Origin of the sequence: Cytobacillus sp. Bac17 (assembly GCF_024519925.1) — a bacterium.
Lineage (GTDB): Bacteria > Bacillota > Bacilli > Bacillales > Cytobacillaceae > Cytobacillus > Cytobacillus pseudoceanisediminis.
Genome location: NZ_JALJRC010000001.1, coordinates 354,458 through 370,440, shown reverse-complemented (window position 1 = coordinate 370,440; position 15,983 = coordinate 354,458). Strand labels below are relative to the sequence as shown.

Below are 15,983 nucleotides of genomic sequence, written 5' to 3'. Positions count from 1 at the left end.
GGCACTTATTTCGAGATGAGGGATTGGCATGCAAATCATTATTTCCAACAGTTCAAAGGAGCCGATTTATGAACAAATTACGAATCAAATTAAATCGTCTATTTTAGCAGGTGATCTGCAAGAGGGTACTGCATTGCCTTCCATACGTCAACTTGCAAAAGATCTGCAAATTAGTGTAATAACGACAAAGCGTGCCTACGAGGAATTGGAGAAGGCGGGCTTTATCTATTCCATTGTGGGAAAAGGTTCTTTTGTCGCAGAGCAAAATCTAGAGGTAATTAGAGAGAAAAAACTGAAGGTCATTGAAGAGCAGCTGAGTGCAGTCATTACCAATAGTAGAGAAATTGGCCTGACTTTCGATGAACTGCAGGAATTGATGAAGATTTTATATGAGGAGTGAGAAGATGGAAAATGTAGTGGAGTTAAAAAATGTAACGAAACATTTCAAAGATTTTTCAGTTAAAAATATTGATTTGCAAGTGAAGCAAGGCTTTATAACAGGGTTTATCGGGGCAAATGGGGCTGGTAAGTCGACTACCATCAAAATGATGATGAATCTGTTAAAGCCGGATGCCGGGGAAATAAACATTTTTGGGCTGGATTACAAGAATCATGAGAAGGCGATCAAGGAGCGCATTGGTTTTGTGTACGATGGAAATGTATTTTTTGAAGGACTGAACTTAAGAGATATCAAACGTATTGTAGCACCAGCCTACAAACACTGGGATGATGAACTGTTTGATCAATACATTGAAACATTCGGATTGCCTCTTAATAAAGCAATTAAAACCTTCTCAAAAGGAATGCAAATGAAGGCATCCTTAGCAATAGCACTTTCACATCGGGCGGAGCTGATTATTATGGATGAGCCAACAGCAGGTTTGGACCCCATTTTTAGACGCGAGCTGCTGAATATTTTACAGGAATTGATGATCGATGGCAGTCGTACCATCTTCTTCTCTACGCATATTATAACAGATTTAGATCGGATTGCAGATTATATAACTTTTATGCAGGGTGGGGAACTGGTTTTTAATCAGTCCATTCACGACATAGCTGAAAACTATGCACTTGTTAAAGGCGGATTGGACCTCCTGGATCGAGACACGGAAAAAGACTTTGTCCATATTCATCGTGCACCAACGGGATTCCAGGCCTTAACTGCCAATGTCAATGCGGTGAAAAGAACGTTCGGAAACACAGTTGTCATTGAACGCGCTTCTCTGGAAGATATTATGTATTCCTTTAAAGGGGGCGTACACCATGTTTAATTTAATCAGACGTGATGTCATCCTCCAGAAAAGACAGCTATTAATCTTTATTCCTTTTATCTTATTCTTTATTATAATGGGGGCTCAGCCTGCTCTAATTTTTCTGGTTGCCAGTATCTTCATTCCATTTAACACTTATGCTTATGATGAAAAAGCAGAGACCAATATATTGCTAAATTCCTTGCCTTATACACGCAGGGAAATTATCGCCTCGCGCTATCTTGGTGCACTCCTATATATGATTCTATCAATTGGGATCGCAAGTTTGGCTTTGCTGGCTTTTAATAAACCTTTTTCCATTACTGATATTGCAATTGGCAGTGGCTTATTTTTATTATTTGCTGCGTTTACCTTCCCGTTATTTCATCTATTTAAATCAGGTTATATTACTACTGTCGTTCTTATAAGTTTCCTGCTTTTAACATATCTATCTGGGCCTATTGTGTCGTTTATTAACGAAAACCTAACGGTGATTACAGATTTTATTTTCAGTTTATCTACCCAGCTTTTATATATGGGAGCAGCAGCTGTAATCTTAACTTTCTATGCGGTTTCCTGGGGAGTTACTACAGTTATTTATCAGCGAAAAGCATTCTAAGTCCGAATATGGAGCGGGAGAAAACAAGTGCCTGCCCCGGTTGGTTTTTAAAACTGGGGCAGGCACTTTTGGAGATTTTTCTTACACACCGGTTTTTTCAATAAAAGGGGCAGGGAACTTATCATTTTTCATTTTCCTATCCTAAACACCATCGACGCCACCAATTCTTCCCGTATCTTCGTAATATGCCCCTCCATCAACTCCTTCGCTCTATCCCCATTCCCAGAGGCAATAGCCAGATAAATTTCCTTATGCTCTTCCATTGTATCCTCGTAACGAGAGGGATCCTTAAAGCGATGATTCTGTGTAGCCTTAATGGTATCTTCCATATGTCCTTTGAGGGTATGTATCAATTCAATGAAAATCGAATTATGGGTAGCCTCGGCAATCCCAATGTGGAAGTCAAGGTCGGCTTTTAACCCTAACACCGGGTCTTGTTTGGACAGAGCCATATGATTCAAAGCTATACGCAGCTTCTCCAGGTCTACAGAAGAGGCTCTTTTGGCAGCAAGGAAGGAGGATTCGACTTCCAGTGCACGCCTGAGCTCCAGCATTTCATATACTAGCGGATTTTCTACTTTGACAGCTGTGATGATTTCCTCTTTTCTTGAATGGACATCTGAGACTTTAACGTAGCTTCCGCCTCCCTGGCGGATATCGATGAGCCCGTTCAGTTCCATGGTTCTCAGGGCTTCTCTGATGGTTGTCCGGCTGACATTAAATTGGCCTGCCAATTCTCTTTCTGAAGGCAGTCTTTCACCCGGTTTGAGAGTTCCTCCTAAATAGCATTCTATAATTTTATCTACTAAAACCAGATAGGTCTTTTTTTTCTCCGACATTCCCCGTAACCTCTTTTCAAAATAGGCCTCATTCACTTTTCTAAATGTAACAGACCTAAAATCTATTAATCAATAATGAAAAAATAATTAAATTAATAATTGAATTTTTCTGATAAGTTAGTATAATTGACTTAACTTGTTGGACCAATTATACCATTGGTTTGACCAAATTTTCAGCAGAAGAAAGAAGGAGTATAGGATGGAAACAGCTAGTATGAGCCTCGTACATGCTTTAAAGGAGGTTCTTTCTGAGCAGCAGGTAACAGAAAATCAGACAGTAAGAGAATTGCATGGAAGGGATGAATCCTACCATAAGGAGAGCCTTCCTGATATTGTGGTTTTTCCTGAAACAGCCCAGCAGGTCAGTGAAGTTGTAAAGCTGGCAAACCAATATAAAGTTCCCATCGTTCCTTTTGGTCTGGGATCCAGTCTCGAGGGGCATGTCATACCTTACGAACATGGAATTACGATTGATTTTTCCTTAATGAATAAAATCCTCGAAGTGCGTGAAAATGATTTTCTTGTCCGTGTACAGCCTGGTGTGACACGCACGCAGCTTAATAAGGAATTGAAAAAATATGGATTGTTTTTCTCTGTGGATCCGGGAGCGGATGCTACGCTTGGCGGAATGGCGGCAACCAATGCCAGCGGAACAACATCGGTCAAATATGGAGTCATGCGTGATCAGGTGCGTGATTTGGAAGTGGTTCTGGCTGATGGGTCGATCATACATACAGGAAATTTAGCTGCTAAATCTTCATCGGGATACCATTTGAATGGTTTATTTGTTGGTTCTGAGGGGACGCTTGGCTGCTTTACGGAATTGACATTAAGAGTATATGGAATTCCCGAGCATGTGATGGCTGCAAGAGCCTCATTTCCATCCTTGAACGATGCGGTTGAAGCGGTTGTATCCATATTACAGGCAGGTGTTCCGATTGCCAGGGTGGAGCTTGTCGATGAACCGTCCATGAAGCAGGTGAACCTGTTCAGTGAAACAAACTATAACGAAAGTCCAACACTCTTTCTGGAATTTCACGGCAATGAAGCCGGCTTGAAACAGGATGTCGCATTCACAAGAGAAATAGTTGAGGACCACCGTTGCCTCGATATTGAATTTGAAACAGATAATGCCGCAAGAAATCGTTTGTGGGAGGCCCGGCATAACCTTGCTTATGCTTATATCCACGGCCATCCCGGTAAGAAAATGATGGTGACAGATGTATGCCTTCCGATTTCAGAACTTTCTGGCGCTATCAGCCATGCCAGGGAAGCGGTAGATTCACTGGGGCTTCCTGGAGGCATCGTCGGTCATGTGGGAGATGGAAATTATCATACACTTCTCATGATTGATATGAGTAACCCGGATGAGGTGGCTAAGGCAGAAAAGTTCAATGAACAAATTGTCCTCTATGCTCTTGAGCGGGGCGGAACATGCACAGGTGAGCATGGAGTGGGTGTAGGCAAGCAGAAATATCAGCAACAAGAACATGGGCAAGCCCTGCAAGTGATGGAAAAAATCAAACAGGCACTCGATCCAGAAAACCTTTTTAATCCAAATAAAATCTTAAAGACTAAAGAAGGAGCGTGATGATATGAAGGTATTAGAAGCGGTCAGTACCATTGCCGGAAAATATTTTGCCGTGTGGGTTATCTTAACATCGGTTATTGCCTTTATGTTTCCAGACCCATTTTTGGGATTGGGGGGCTATATCACCATCCTTCTCGGCGTCGTCATGTTTGGAATGGGGCTTACACTGAAGGCAGTCGATTTTAAAATCATCTTTACCAAACCACTGCCTGTGTTAATCGGAGTTTGTGCACAGTTCATCATCATGCCGCTGGTCGCTTTCGTCATTGCAAAACTGTTGAATTTGCCGGCGGAATTGGCAGCAGGACTTGTTTTGCTTGGGTGTGTACCTGGGGGGACGGCTTCTAACGTTATGGTGTATCTGGCAAAGGGAAATGTACCGTTATCCATCGCTATGACTTCCGTTTCAACTCTATTGGCACCGATCATGACACCGCTCCTTCTCCTGATGCTTGCCGGCCAATGGATGCCGGTTGATGCTGTAGCCATGTTTATGTCTATTGTCCAGGTTATCATTGTACCGATTGTTCTAGGTCTGGCCATCAAGAAATTCTTCCCTGTGGCCGTTGAAAAAAGCTTAACTATATTACCGCTTATTTCGGTAGCAGCTATTATCACAATTGTAGCTGCAGTCGTTTCAGGCAATTCAGCAACCATTGCCGCATCTGGGCTTCTGATTTTTACAGCCGTCATGCTTCACAATGGATTCGGACTCCTGCTTGGCTATTTTTCAGGAAAAGTGCTTGGGCAGGATGAAGTAAACCGAAGAGCGATTGCCATTGAAGTTGGAATGCAGAACTCCGGTTTAGGTGTTGCACTTGCAACTGCACACTTTGGTCCATTGGCAGCACTTCCAAGTGTGCTGGCAGCTGCCTGGCATAACATTTCAGGGCCGATTCTTGCGACTTATTGGTCGAAGAAACCTGCTGTAAAAAGTGAAGCAGAAACGGCAGTTAAGCCAGTTGAAGTGAAGCTATAGGTATGGATTTAGGTGTCTGGCCCTTAAATATTATGAGGGCAGGCACCTTTTTTGTAACTATCGAAAACAATCTAAATAGTTTTATAGGCTATTGACAACGTTTACAAATAATACTAGAATTGTGACATAACAAGTTAACTATGGTGGAGAAACGGAGAACCCATGCTTTTTTGCACTTCCATTCCTGGAAGTGTTATTAAAGTATGGGTTTTGTTTTTTTTAGCAGTTAATATTGTTGTCAAATCTATCTTAGGGGGAACCTAAATGTTCAAACTGTTTAAGCCTGCTCCCCCAATTGAAAGATTGCCTGAAGAACAAATTGATTCTGAGTATAAAAAACTTAGATTTCAAGTATTTCTGGGAATTTTCATTGGTTATGCAGCGTATTATTTGATCCGGAAAAACTTCTCACTGGCCATGCCTTACTTTATTGAAGAAGGTTTTTCCAAAACTGAACTTGGCTTTGCGCTATCTGCCATTTCTATTTCCTATGGCATCAGTAAATTTGTCATGGGGACCTTTTCAGACCGGAGCAATCCAAGGATGTTCCTGCCTGCAGGGTTAATTCTATCTGCTATTATTTCTTTATTAATGGGGTTTGTTCCTTTCTTTACTTCGTCTGTTGCTATTATGTTTATTATGCTTTTCTTAAATGGCTGGTTCCAGGGAATGGGCTGGCCGCCATCTGGCCGTGTTCTTGTACACTGGTTCAGCATCAATGAAAGAGGAAACAAAACAGCCATTTGGAATGTAGCCCATAATGTCGGCGGGGGGCTGATGGCACCTCTTGCCGTGGCGGGTGCAGCGATGTTCGCAGGCATAGCCGGAAGCTCTTCTTCAGGCTATGAAGGTGTATTTATATTACCTGCACTTGTAGCTATTGTTGTTGCATTCATTGCCTACTTCCTCATTCGTGATACTCCTCAATCGGTTGGGCTGCCATCCATTGAAGAATATCGCAATGATTATCCAAGTAAAACCAAGAAAACTTTTGAAACAGAATTAACAACAAAAGAAATTCTTTTCAAGTATGTATTAAATAATAAATGGGTTTGGGCCATTGCTATTGCAAACATTTTCGTTTATTTCGTCCGCTATGGTGTACTGGACTGGGCACCAACTTATTTGAGCGAAGAAAAAGGGTTCGATATGAGCAAGTCCAGCGTAGCCTATTTTCTATATGAGTGGGCGGGTATACCAGGAACACTATTATGCGGCTGGATCTCAGATAAGTTTTTCAAAGGGCGCCGTGGTCCTGCAGGCTTTGTGTTTATGCTGGGAGTATTGATCGCTGTTCTTGTTTACTGGTTTAATCCTGCAGGAAATCCAACGATCGATATGATTTGTTTGATTGCGATCGGTTTCCTTATTTATGGACCGGTAATGTTAATCGGCCTTCAGGCACTTGATTTCGTTCCTAAAAAGGCTGCCGGAACTGCAGCAGGATTAACTGGATTGTTTGGTTACCTCGGAGGTACTGTAACAGCTAATGCGTTAATGGGTGTTATCGTAGATGCATCTGGATGGGATGCAGGATTTATGCTGTTAACCGCATCTTGTGTCCTTGCAGCCATCATATTCGCTGTAACGTGGAATGTCCGTGGTCAAGAAGTCGTTAAAAATCAGCATTAAGATAAAAAAGAAAGTGTCTAATCATTTGGCACTTTCTTTTTTTATGCTCAAAAATGCGTTAAAAGGTAAATGAACTAAGGTAATAAGCATCTTTCTCTTAAAAGAAATCCTCTTTGTAAAATTATCTTGACTAACAGCAAATTATGGAATATATTTTAATTAACAATTAACAAAATGTTAATTAAAAATGAGGTGAACAAAATTGAAGAATAAATATATTACCCCAGACGGTTATACAAGTGATATAGCGGTTTTTACAATTACATCTGAGCTCTCGGGAGAATATAAACCTCCAAAAAAAGAATTGAAAATCATGCTGATTAAAAGAAGCGAGCTGGACCATGATGGAAATCCAAATATGGAAGCAGGAAAGTGGGCACTCCCGGGAGGATTTGTACGTCCCAATGAGACAGCGTTTCAGGCAGCAGAGCGAAGGTTAGCCGAGGAAACCGGAGTGGAAGGGCTGAAAATAAAGCATTTTGGTGTCTATGATTCTCCTGGCCGGGATCTGCGGGGATGGATTATGTCTAATGCACATTATGTCATTGCAAATGAAGCGGCATTAAGGAGCCGGAAAAAGACTTATGATGCTTCTGAAATTGGGCTGTTTACTCTTGAAGAGGCACTTGAACTTGATCTTGCATTCGATCATCGGACCATTATGGATGATGCACTTTGGTTTATTAAAAAAGATATGGCACTCACAACACTTGCTAAGCATTTTCTTCCGGAGGAATTTGTGCTTTCTGAACTTCAGGGCGTCTTATTGACAGTTTTGGATGATCCTTCGATCTCGACTGATGCTGCCTTTTTCAGAAAAGCACCGACACTTCCTTTTATTGAAGCGGTATCTGAAGACGGGAAGCCTAAGAAATCGAACCGATATTCCAAGACGCCGGCTCAGCTTTATCGATTTAATGACTTCCAGCCGATTGTGTCCGTGTATAGAAATAAGCTGCAAGGGTGAAAAGCAAATCATATAAGGGGAGAGATTCACATGGGGATTTTTAAGAACTGGACGCGGTTTGAAATTATATGGCTGATCACTTTTACGTTGGTTAACATTTATCTTTTCTTTGCCTGGTCAGATTCACTTCTGGGCCTCATATCATCCATAAGCGGGATGTTATGTGTGGTTCTGGTGGCGAAGGGGAAGATTGCAAACTATTACTTTGGCATCGTGCAGACCTTAACTTATGCTTATATTGCTTACGGTTATGGTCTTTATGGAGAAGCCATGCTCAATGCCCTGTTTTATTTTCCGGTGCAATTTATCGGGATTTATCTGTGGAGACAGCATAAAACAAATCGGGATGTTAAAGGGGAAGATGTGAAGGTTAAAAGTCTGACAACAAAGGGCTGGCTCTATACATTAGTATCCATTGTCGTCCTTACAATTGGATATGGGTATTTCCTTAGATATTTAGAGGGCAATTTTGTCTGGACGGATTCAGCTACAAACGTCCTTTCTATAACTGCGCAGATACTGATGCTGAAGAGATTTGCGGAGCAATGGCTCCTGTGGATTTCCGTTAATGTATTATCCATTATTCTTTGGGCAAGTGCTCTCATCTCACAGGGAGGCAATGACTTTTCGATGCTAGTCATGTGGACTGCTTTCCTGTTCAACAGCATTTATGGTTATATCAACTGGCGGAAATTATATGTGAAACAGAATAAGGAGGCGGTTTAAATGACAGTTGGGTTTATTGGAGGCAAGTTTCTCCCCCTGCATCTTGGCCACGTCTATGCCATCGTGCAGGCCTCATCCATCGTTGACGAACTGTACGTTGTACTGTCCCATAGCGAACTGCGTGACAGGCAATTGTGCCAGCGTTCTAAAATGGATTATATTCCGCCTCAGATCCGTTTGCGGTGGCTCAGTCAATTAACAAAAGATATGACGCATGTTAAGATCATTTCCATTCAAGACGATCAGGGGAATGAAGATTACAACTGGGCTGAAGGTGCCGGGAATATAAAAAAGGCAATTGGAAAGCACATTGATTATGTCTTTAGTTCAGAGTATGAATATAGCGATATCTTTAATGAACTTTATCCTGAGGCGAAACACGAATTGATTGATCCGAATCGGGGACATGTGAATATATCAGCAACAGCGATCCGTAATGAAGGCGTCTTTCATCATTGGGAGTACATTCCTGACTTTGTTAAACCTTATTTCGTTAAAAAGGTTGTTTTGGTAGGAACCGAAAGCTGCGGGAAATCTACCCTGACAAGAAATCTTGCTAAAGTTTATAATACTTCCTATGTTGAGGAATATGGCCGAATTGTATGTGAAGAACTAGGCGGCTGCGAAGGTATCATAGTGAAGGAAGATTACCACAAAATCGCTTACGGCCATAAGCTTGAAGAAATGAAGGCGATTGAAAAAGCGAATAGGATTGTTTTTATCGACACAGAGGCAATCGTGACTCAATTTTACTCAAATCTATACAACAATGAGCATCAAACAGTGCTGGATGAAATAGCGAGCCTGCAGGATTATGACCTTTGGCTATACCTTGAACCTGATGTGAAATGGGTGGACGATGGACTTCGTGTTCATGGAGAGCACGATATAAGGCTCCAAAACAACGATGCTCTAAAAACACTGCTGAACAATCATAAGATTGATTACAAAACCCTGAGCGGAGATTATAAGGAACGGCTTCATAGTGCAATAGGGCATATTGAAGAGCTGCTAAAGCTTTAAAAAAGTGATTGACAAAAAAGTTAATATTATTTATCCTTTAAAAAAACCTAATGAAATACTTTCATTCGTATAACTCCAATAATATGGTTTGGAGGTCTCTACCAGGAACCAATAATTCCTGATTACGAAGAAGATACATGTGCTGTATTTTCTTCGTAATCAGGAATTTTTTTTTGTAAAAAATCTAGGAGGTCCAGCTATGAATTTTACTATTTTGCCTAAAATTGAACTTCACTGCCATTTGGACGGGAGTGTCAGACCAGAAACCATCATAGATATCGCCAAAAGAGAAGGCATTAGCCTGCCTTCCTTTGATAAAGAAATAATCAAAGAAGAACTAATTGCCCCGTTGGATTGCGATTCCCTGGATGAATATTTAAAAAGATTCTCCATTCCAAACTTAGTCATGCAGTCAAAGGAAAATTTAAAAAGAATTTCCTTTGAGCTCTTTGAAGATGCAGCAAAGGAAAATGTGAAATACATGGAGGTCCGCTTTGCCCCATTACTTCATACGCGAAAGGGATTAACCGTAGAAGAAATCATCCAAAGTGTGATTGAAGGAATGAGAGAAGCAGAAGAAGAATTTGATATTAAAGGAAATATCATTTTGTCATGTATGCGAACGATGAGTGTGGAAAGTGCATTTGAGGTCGTCGAAAAGGGAAAGGCATTCCTCGGAAAAGGGGTTGTCGCAATCGATTTATGTGCATCTGAGGAGGAAGGCTTCTGCGGAAAATTCATTGAACCGATCGCACTGGCCAGAGAATATGGATACAAAGTCACCATCCACGCCGGTGAAACGGGAATCGGTAAAAATGTGCTGGAGGCCGTTGAATGGCTGGGAGCTGAAAGAATTGGACACGGTGTATTTATTAAAGACTGTGAAGAGGCATACCAAATTGTGAAGGAAAAACAAGTGGTGCTAGAGCTATGCCCAACCAGTAATGTTCAAACCAAAGCTGTTAACCAATTCAGCGATCATCCCATTTACGACTTCCATAAGGATGGCATAAAAGTAACAGTTAATACGGACAACAGAACGGTATCAGATACAACAATGACAAAGGAATGTGATATAGTCTCAAATGAATTTGCTATGAGTGCTGAGGATTATAAACAAATATATATGAATAGTGTGAAAGCTTCTTTTGCGGATGAAGCGACAAAGGAAAAACTGATGGGAAATTTAATGGATATTTAAGTTTGAAAGAAGGTGTCTGCCCCGGCATAATTTTTAATGAGTGGAGGAGACACCTTTTTTAAAGGATAGAAAAAATACTCCAAGAACTTATTTTTCGGATGCAAACAATTTAAGCTTTTCCTTATCTAAAATAATCGTTCCTTCATATTTCATCCCGATTTTTTCAAGCAGCCCGGAGGAAGCCTGATTTTCCAAGGAAGTGATGGCAAGGATCCGTTTCAGATCCTGCTGCTCATGACCATATTTCAATGTAGCAGAAGCTGACTCGAACCCATAACCTTGCGTTTGATATGTTGATAAAAAAGCAAAGCCAATATCAACATTATCTAAAGTATCCCGTTTTATCAATCCGCACATTCCAATAGGAATGCTTCCTTCCTTTCGTTCAACCATAAAAAGGCCAAAGCCCATCTGGGAGTACATTTTCATGGGGCCGGAAACAATATAATTCTTAGCATCCTCGAGGGTACGTACACCTTTATCTCCAATAAAACGAATCCATGAAGGCTCATTTAAAAGTTCAAGAATAAAGGCTGCATCATCTGGTGTTAACCAGCGAAGAATTAATCGATCTGTTTCAAGTACTTTCAATTAAAGTAACACCTCTTTCAATTCTTTATACCTGTTTAACCGATTCTTAAAAATATTTTTTTCAGTCATGCTATAACAAATTATAAGTTAAGTTATTACATGAGCAAATTAAAAATTCCATTTTCTAGATTGGTAATTCTCCCATAGATTCACTAATGAGTTATCCCTGTAAACCTGTTAGCCTTGTAAGTGGCCTGTTTTTGCCTAAAAACTACAAACAGGAGGTTTACAAATGGAAAATTTAGTAACGTTTGTTGCTGCCATTTCACTCATAATGGGTTCATATAGCGTGTTTCCTGCTGATCATTTTGATGCTGAGACAGTGGATCAAAAAGCCGCAGATACACTGACATATAAAAAAGTTGAGATTGACGCGAAGGAGTCATCATCAACGGATCATCGCTTCATCAAAGAGGAAGAAAAAAAGCTGCTTGCCCGACTTGTACAGGCTGAAGCAAAAGGGGAGCCGTTTGAAGGGAAAGTTGCGGTTGCTGACGTGGTGCTGAATCGTGTCGAGCATGAACAATTCCCGGATACAGTCAAGGATGTTATTTATCAAAAGAATGCTTTTGAACCTGTTCAAAATGGTTCCATCAATGAGCCGGCAAGTAATGAAGCAGTTCAGGCCGTTGAGACAGCTCTTGTTGATAAGGAGCAAAACGAAGAGCTCCTATATTTTTATAACCCTGAAACAGCTACAAGCCAGTGGATCTATTCACGTCAAGTTGTGAAAAAAATCGGCAATCATGCTTTTGCTATATAAAAGCGCGTACAGTCATAAAAGCTGCGCGCTTTTTTTATTGGCAAAAAAAAATCAAAGTGAGGAGGAAATTTAAGAAAGGCAGCGAAATTTTTTTGAGGTAAATACTTCCATGAAGGAGATGTGAAAATGAATATCATTGTAATGGAATTACCACAAACTGAAGTTGCATTTATCAGGCGTGCCGGAAGTTATTTTGAACTGCAGGATCATTGGGGAGATTTGATTAGCTGGGCAAACACCAATGGGCTGATGCCGCCGAAGCAATCTTTTATCGGCATTTCATTGGATAATCCTGAACTGGTGGAAAGCAAGGATTGCCGCCACGATGCCTGTGTTACCATTCCTGAGGGTTTTGATAAAGAAAAACATCAAAAAGTGAAATTTAGAAAGCTCCCTGGCGGAAATTATGCTCTGTATCGTTTCTATGATATCCCTGATAAATTGAATGGTGCCTATCAATACATGTTTGGGGAATGGCTGCCAAATAGCGAATATGAACCGGATTACGATCGGCACAACCTTGAGTTTAATTTGAATAATCCCGCTGAAGATGAAGAGGGGAAATGTAAGGTTGATTTATATGTACCAGTCAGAAAAAGAATTTCCTGATGCAGGGTAACACCTGAAGGATCTTTACATAAAATTCACCAATTATTAGCAGGAGGTAAACGATTTCCAGCGAATAATAAAGCACATCTTGCAGGAGGTGTATTTTATGATTAACTTTGCATGGGGCTTTTTATTATGGATGTCAGCAACTATATTATTCCGTTTATTTGGACAAACTTTTTTAATCCCTGGACAGGTATTTTTAGTCCTCTCGATTTTTATTCTGGCGATTCCTTTGATTATAATTGCAACCTATCCTTACTATTATTTTAGGGAAATTCCAGAAACAGAACGTTTAAAGGCAGCTGTGCAAATTGCTCTCCCAGGAATGCTGCTGGATATATTAAGCATTATTTATTTTGCAAAAGTGTTTCCGAATTTAACTAATGATTCTCTTCCTTTATTCGCTTCCTGGCTGCTTTGGGCGTACAGTCTGATATTAATAACTGGATTTTCAATAAAAAATAATAACAAATGATATGTGAGGTCCTTGATAAAAAGGGGCTAAAATTTGGAGATCTTTTTAGTTACAAATCATTGATCTTTTCTCATGATATTATGAAGAACGGTAATCACATACGTTTGTTTTTAAAAAGCGCGGACAGCATAGGCTCCGCGTTTTTTGTTAGCAAAAAAATACTAAATTTAATTTTTAAAATTAGATATTTTGAATTTAAAATTTCCGGCATGACGTTAATCAATATCTAAGTCCGCTTTTCCATTTTTATCATAATATCTTCGCTGCTTTACACCTTTACTATCTTTTAAATCTTTAGATGATAATGGCTTCCCTGTTTTATCTAAGGAGGATTTAGTTGATGTCGACTGCGTTGAGTGATTTGATGCCTAGAACCATCTTTCTTTGCCTTTTCATATGCTTTTTCTGCAAAATACGCAGCAACTTTTCAATATCATAGGTGCCTGACCTAGTCTTTTTACTTCCGGGGTTTTTGATTGTGGTTGGGTCCTTCCACGCTCCCCCTATATGAGCATCTTTACTACTAAATACCTTTTCCCATTAAATAAATCCTAGCTCCGTGTGAGTATTGACCTTTTACTTCGGAATAAACTAATTCTTTAGCAACAGCCTTGGCAGCAGATTCATTCATCTATAAGAAGTTTGGTTTAAAGTTGTTTTTCCATATTTATTGCAGCCTTTAATATCTGTTTAGCGATAAAAGCTAGGATTAGGCTGTTGTGTACCTTTCCTAAGAAGCAAACATATTGTTAGAGATAAACTCGATAAGTCACGAAGAGACTCACTAATGTTTGTTTTCATGGATTAAGCTTAGCAGACGAAATGCTCCTGGAGTTTAATCTATTCTTTGCAGACTCCACAAGCTTTCTTAATGCAAGAAAGAGGGAAGGGGGTAACAAAATAAATCTTCCAAATGGCGAGCGGATCAATGCTCCTGAATCAATGTCCACACTAAATATAATCAAACAAAATATACTGTTCTTATTAGGACTTGAAGAAATAAAAAACAGGCAGCCATCGTTTACAGAACTGATAGTGGCATAAATACCATTTAAGCTAATCTTTTGATCAGCTGTTGATTTAAAATAAAGTTCGATAATCTATAAAAAAGATTGGTTAAAATTCCTGTATTGATATACAGGAATTTTTTATTCTGCAATCGGGCCAGATTGCGGAAAAAGCGATCGTTGACTTAGACATCATAAATCTGGAAATTAAATAAATCGTCGCATTTACATCACTCTGTGTTTTATTTAGACTATAAAAGTCAGAAAATTAACAATGCTATTATACTATCTTTACGGCTACCAAATAACAAAGGGGAGAGAATCTTGAGAAAGAAAATATGTATTATAGGCAGTGGCACAGCAGGTTTACAGCTGGCTTATTCTCTTAAAGAAGAATTTGATGTGACTGTAATTCACTCAAACTCTTCGGATAAGATCCGAAATGGACGAATTTTGTCTACCCAAGTACACTTTGGATCAACAAGAACCCGTGAAAATCGCTTTAAAATGCCAAAGTGGGAAGATAAAACTCTTCTCAAAAGTATCCATATGACAATTGGTAATCAAAAACTATTTGTTGGAAAGCTAAAAGAGCCAGCATTATCTGTTGACCAGCGTTTCTACTTTTCACACTGTTTGAAGGATCTTGAAAGCAAGGGTGTCTCTTTTCGACTTTTAAGAGTAAATAAACAACGGGTAGAAAGTTTGGTAGATGAGTTTGATTTAATAATTGATTGTACTGGAAAATCGGGCCCTCTCTTTTCATTTCCTATTGAAAAGGAGTTTTCTCCCTTCCAAGTGCCTCAACGAAAATGCATCGTTGGTTATTTTTTGGGGGTGAAGCCAGTTCATCCTCTTGGTATAAGCGTAACAGTTCTGCCTGAAATAGGTGAAATGTTTGAGATTCCTGCAATCACAGAACAAGGGCCTGTTACTATATTGTTCATTATGGCAATTCCAGACAGAGAGTTAGATGTATTTAAAGAAATTAAGCACGAAAAAGAATTTACAAATCAAATGAAAAATGTAACAAAAAAATATTTCCAAGATATCCATGAACGTATCGAACAAGATATCTTTGCTCTTTCCGATGAAAATGGCTTCCTCAAGGTTGCCATTAAGCCTGTAATTAGAAAACCTTACGTAACGTTTAAAAACAAACTAATAGTTGGTTGTGGAGATAGTGTTTTTCTTAATGATCCGATTACTGGCCAAGGCTGTAATCTTTCTTCCCATTGTGCTGAACAATTGTATGAGACTTTGATTCAATATAGAAATTCAAAATGGGACATCCAACTTGGAGAGACATATTGGAATCGTACAAAAACATTTGTAAAAGAAGTAACAGCATGGACAAATGCAATGACTCAGGTACTGCCTGAGCATGTTGTTCAAACCCTGTTATCGGGAGCAGAAAATCAAAAGATCGCAGATGAAGTTGCAGAATGGTTTGCAAATCCACGAAAAGCTTATGAAGCTTTTTTTCAACCACTACATTAAGAACAGAACAAAATAAAAAACCTAATTTCTTTTTGAGGATATGGCAGCTCCCATTTCTACTAATAATCCCAAAATGAAGAAAGAACCAGGCTATTATAAATAGCTGGTTCAATACATGAAGGAAAAAAAGGTATATTAAATATCTATATCCAACTGTTGGAAACGGACATTTCCTTAGATCTCCCTTATAATTACCGACATAAGAACG

Annotated in this window: 16 protein-coding genes, 1 pseudogene and 1 riboswitch; of the genes and pseudogenes, 14 read left to right on the top strand and 3 right to left on the bottom strand. The window is 39.6% G+C overall.

Annotation, left to right across the window (positions count from 1 at the left end; genetic code table 11):
- Positions 1 to 28: 28 nt before the first annotated feature.
- From NR125_RS01850 to NR125_RS01840, 3 genes are read left to right on the top strand one after another with little or no spacing between them, the layout of a single operon-like run.
- Positions 29 to 400 (top strand): GntR family transcriptional regulator, encoded by a 372-nt coding sequence (locus NR125_RS01850; protein ID WP_009330543.1) that lies wholly within the window; start codon positions 29 to 31, stop codon positions 398 to 400.
- Positions 401 to 404: 4 nt separating this feature from the next.
- Complete coding sequence (locus NR125_RS01845) at positions 405 to 1,271, top strand: ABC transporter ATP-binding protein (protein WP_071156539.1); 867 nt, start codon at positions 405 to 407, stop codon at positions 1,269 to 1,271.
- Positions 1,264 to 1,869: an ABC-2 transporter permease gene (locus tag NR125_RS01840; RefSeq protein WP_251155986.1), complete on the top strand. Its 606-nt coding sequence runs from the start codon at positions 1,264 to 1,266 to the stop codon at positions 1,867 to 1,869. Before NR125_RS01845 ends, NR125_RS01840 begins: the two co-directional genes overlap by 8 nt.
- Positions 1,870 to 1,997: 128 nt before the next feature.
- Here the strand turns inward: NR125_RS01840 and NR125_RS01835 are convergent, their stop codons facing one another.
- Positions 1,998 to 2,708: a FadR/GntR family transcriptional regulator gene (locus NR125_RS01835; RefSeq protein ID WP_071156535.1), complete on the bottom strand. Its 711-nt coding sequence runs from the start codon at positions 2,706 to 2,708 to the stop codon at positions 1,998 to 2,000.
- 199 nt (positions 2,709 to 2,907) lie between these two features.
- Here NR125_RS01835 and NR125_RS01830 point away from each other — a divergent pair, with 199 nt between their 5' ends.
- From NR125_RS01830 to add, 7 genes are all read left to right on the top strand, one after another.
- Entirely contained in the window at positions 2,908 to 4,299 is a 1,392-nt protein-coding gene (locus tag NR125_RS01830; protein ID WP_071156533.1) for an FAD-binding oxidoreductase, read from the top strand.
- 4 nt (positions 4,300 to 4,303) lie between these two features.
- A complete protein-coding gene (locus tag NR125_RS01825) occupies positions 4,304 to 5,278 on the top strand; it encodes a bile acid:sodium symporter family protein (RefSeq protein WP_009330538.1) in 975 nt (324 codons plus the stop codon).
- Positions 5,279 to 5,542: 264 nt separating this feature from the next.
- Positions 5,543 to 6,910, top strand: coding sequence for a glycerol-3-phosphate transporter (gene glpT, locus NR125_RS01820; protein ID WP_009330537.1), 1,368 nt, complete (start codon positions 5,543 to 5,545; stop codon positions 6,908 to 6,910).
- 202 nt (positions 6,911 to 7,112) lie between these two features.
- On the top strand, positions 7,113 to 7,877 hold the full coding sequence (locus NR125_RS01815) for an NUDIX domain-containing protein (RefSeq protein WP_009330536.1): 765 nt from the start codon (positions 7,113 to 7,115) through the stop codon (positions 7,875 to 7,877).
- Between the two features lie 30 nt (positions 7,878 to 7,907).
- Positions 7,908 to 8,603, top strand: coding sequence for a nicotinamide riboside transporter PnuC (gene pnuC, locus NR125_RS01810; RefSeq protein WP_071156531.1), 696 nt, complete (start codon positions 7,908 to 7,910; stop codon positions 8,601 to 8,603).
- Positions 8,604 to 9,626, top strand: coding sequence for a multifunctional transcriptional regulator/nicotinamide-nucleotide adenylyltransferase/ribosylnicotinamide kinase NadR (nadR, locus tag NR125_RS01805; protein WP_071156529.1), 1,023 nt, complete (start codon positions 8,604 to 8,606; stop codon positions 9,624 to 9,626).
- Between the two features lie 45 nt (positions 9,627 to 9,671).
- Positions 9,672 to 9,771: riboswitch (purine riboswitch) on the top strand.
- 54 nt (positions 9,772 to 9,825) lie between these two features.
- Positions 9,826 to 10,827: an adenosine deaminase gene (gene add / locus NR125_RS01800; RefSeq protein WP_071156527.1), complete on the top strand. Its 1,002-nt coding sequence runs from the start codon at positions 9,826 to 9,828 to the stop codon at positions 10,825 to 10,827.
- A gap of 87 nt (positions 10,828 to 10,914) precedes the next feature.
- Here the strand turns inward: add and NR125_RS01795 are convergent, their stop codons facing one another.
- On the bottom strand, positions 10,915 to 11,418 hold the full coding sequence (locus NR125_RS01795) for a GNAT family N-acetyltransferase (RefSeq protein ID WP_217025236.1): 504 nt from the start codon (positions 11,416 to 11,418) through the stop codon (positions 10,915 to 10,917).
- A 232-nt stretch (positions 11,419 to 11,650) separates the two neighbouring features.
- Here NR125_RS01795 and NR125_RS01790 point away from each other — a divergent pair, with 232 nt between their 5' ends.
- The 3 genes from NR125_RS01790 to NR125_RS01780 all read left to right on the top strand — a co-directional run bounded on the left by NR125_RS01790 (position 11,651) and on the right by NR125_RS01780 (position 13,268).
- Positions 11,651 to 12,181, top strand: coding sequence for a cell wall hydrolase (locus NR125_RS01790; protein WP_256814669.1), 531 nt, complete (start codon positions 11,651 to 11,653; stop codon positions 12,179 to 12,181).
- Positions 12,182 to 12,307: 126 nt separating this feature from the next.
- A complete protein-coding gene (locus NR125_RS01785; RefSeq protein WP_256814668.1) occupies positions 12,308 to 12,790 on the top strand; it encodes an AraC family transcriptional regulator in 483 nt (160 codons plus the stop codon).
- Between the two features lie 106 nt (positions 12,791 to 12,896).
- On the top strand, positions 12,897 to 13,268 hold the full coding sequence (locus NR125_RS01780) for a DUF5367 family protein (RefSeq protein WP_019381974.1): 372 nt from the start codon (positions 12,897 to 12,899) through the stop codon (positions 13,266 to 13,268).
- 426 nt (positions 13,269 to 13,694) lie between these two features.
- Here the strand turns inward: NR125_RS01780 and NR125_RS29865 are convergent.
- Positions 13,695 to 13,890, bottom strand: a pseudogene (locus tag NR125_RS29865) (toxin C-terminal domain-containing protein); the annotation flags it as partial.
- A 709-nt stretch (positions 13,891 to 14,599) separates the two neighbouring features.
- Between NR125_RS29865 and NR125_RS01770 the strand changes: the two are divergent.
- Entirely contained in the window at positions 14,600 to 15,775 is a 1,176-nt protein-coding gene (locus tag NR125_RS01770; protein WP_071156522.1) for a styrene monooxygenase/indole monooxygenase family protein, read from the top strand.
- Positions 15,776 to 15,983: the final 208 nt, after the last annotated feature.

What these genes read in the sequence shown, in the direction of transcription:
- NR125_RS01850 (WP_009330543.1), top strand. Translation starts at nt 29, where the DNA reads ATGCAAATCATTATTTCCAACAGTTCAAAGGAGCCGATTTATGAACAA.
- pnuC (WP_071156531.1), top strand. Translation starts at nt 7,908, where the DNA reads ATGGGGATTTTTAAGAACTGGACGCGGTTTGAAATTATATGGCTGATC.
- NR125_RS01825 (WP_009330538.1), top strand. Translation starts at nt 4,304, where the DNA reads ATGAAGGTATTAGAAGCGGTCAGTACCATTGCCGGAAAATATTTTGCC.
- NR125_RS01790 (WP_256814669.1), top strand. Translation starts at nt 11,651, where the DNA reads ATGGAAAATTTAGTAACGTTTGTTGCTGCCATTTCACTCATAATGGGT.
- add (WP_071156527.1), top strand. Translation starts at nt 9,826, where the DNA reads ATGAATTTTACTATTTTGCCTAAAATTGAACTTCACTGCCATTTGGAC.
- NR125_RS01830 (WP_071156533.1), top strand. Translation starts at nt 2,908, where the DNA reads ATGGAAACAGCTAGTATGAGCCTCGTACATGCTTTAAAGGAGGTTCTT.
- NR125_RS01845 (WP_071156539.1), top strand. Translation starts at nt 405, where the DNA reads ATGGAAAATGTAGTGGAGTTAAAAAATGTAACGAAACATTTCAAAGAT.
- nadR (WP_071156529.1), top strand. Translation starts at nt 8,604, where the DNA reads ATGACAGTTGGGTTTATTGGAGGCAAGTTTCTCCCCCTGCATCTTGGC.
- NR125_RS01840 (WP_251155986.1), top strand. Translation starts at nt 1,264, where the DNA reads ATGTTTAATTTAATCAGACGTGATGTCATCCTCCAGAAAAGACAGCTA.
- glpT (WP_009330537.1), top strand. Translation starts at nt 5,543, where the DNA reads ATGTTCAAACTGTTTAAGCCTGCTCCCCCAATTGAAAGATTGCCTGAA.
- NR125_RS01835 (WP_071156535.1), bottom strand. Translation starts at nt 2,708, where the DNA reads ATGTCGGAGAAAAAAAAGACCTATCTGGTTTTAGTAGATAAAATTATA.
- NR125_RS01785 (WP_256814668.1), top strand. Translation starts at nt 12,308, where the DNA reads ATGAATATCATTGTAATGGAATTACCACAAACTGAAGTTGCATTTATC.
- NR125_RS01780 (WP_019381974.1), top strand. Translation starts at nt 12,897, where the DNA reads ATGATTAACTTTGCATGGGGCTTTTTATTATGGATGTCAGCAACTATA.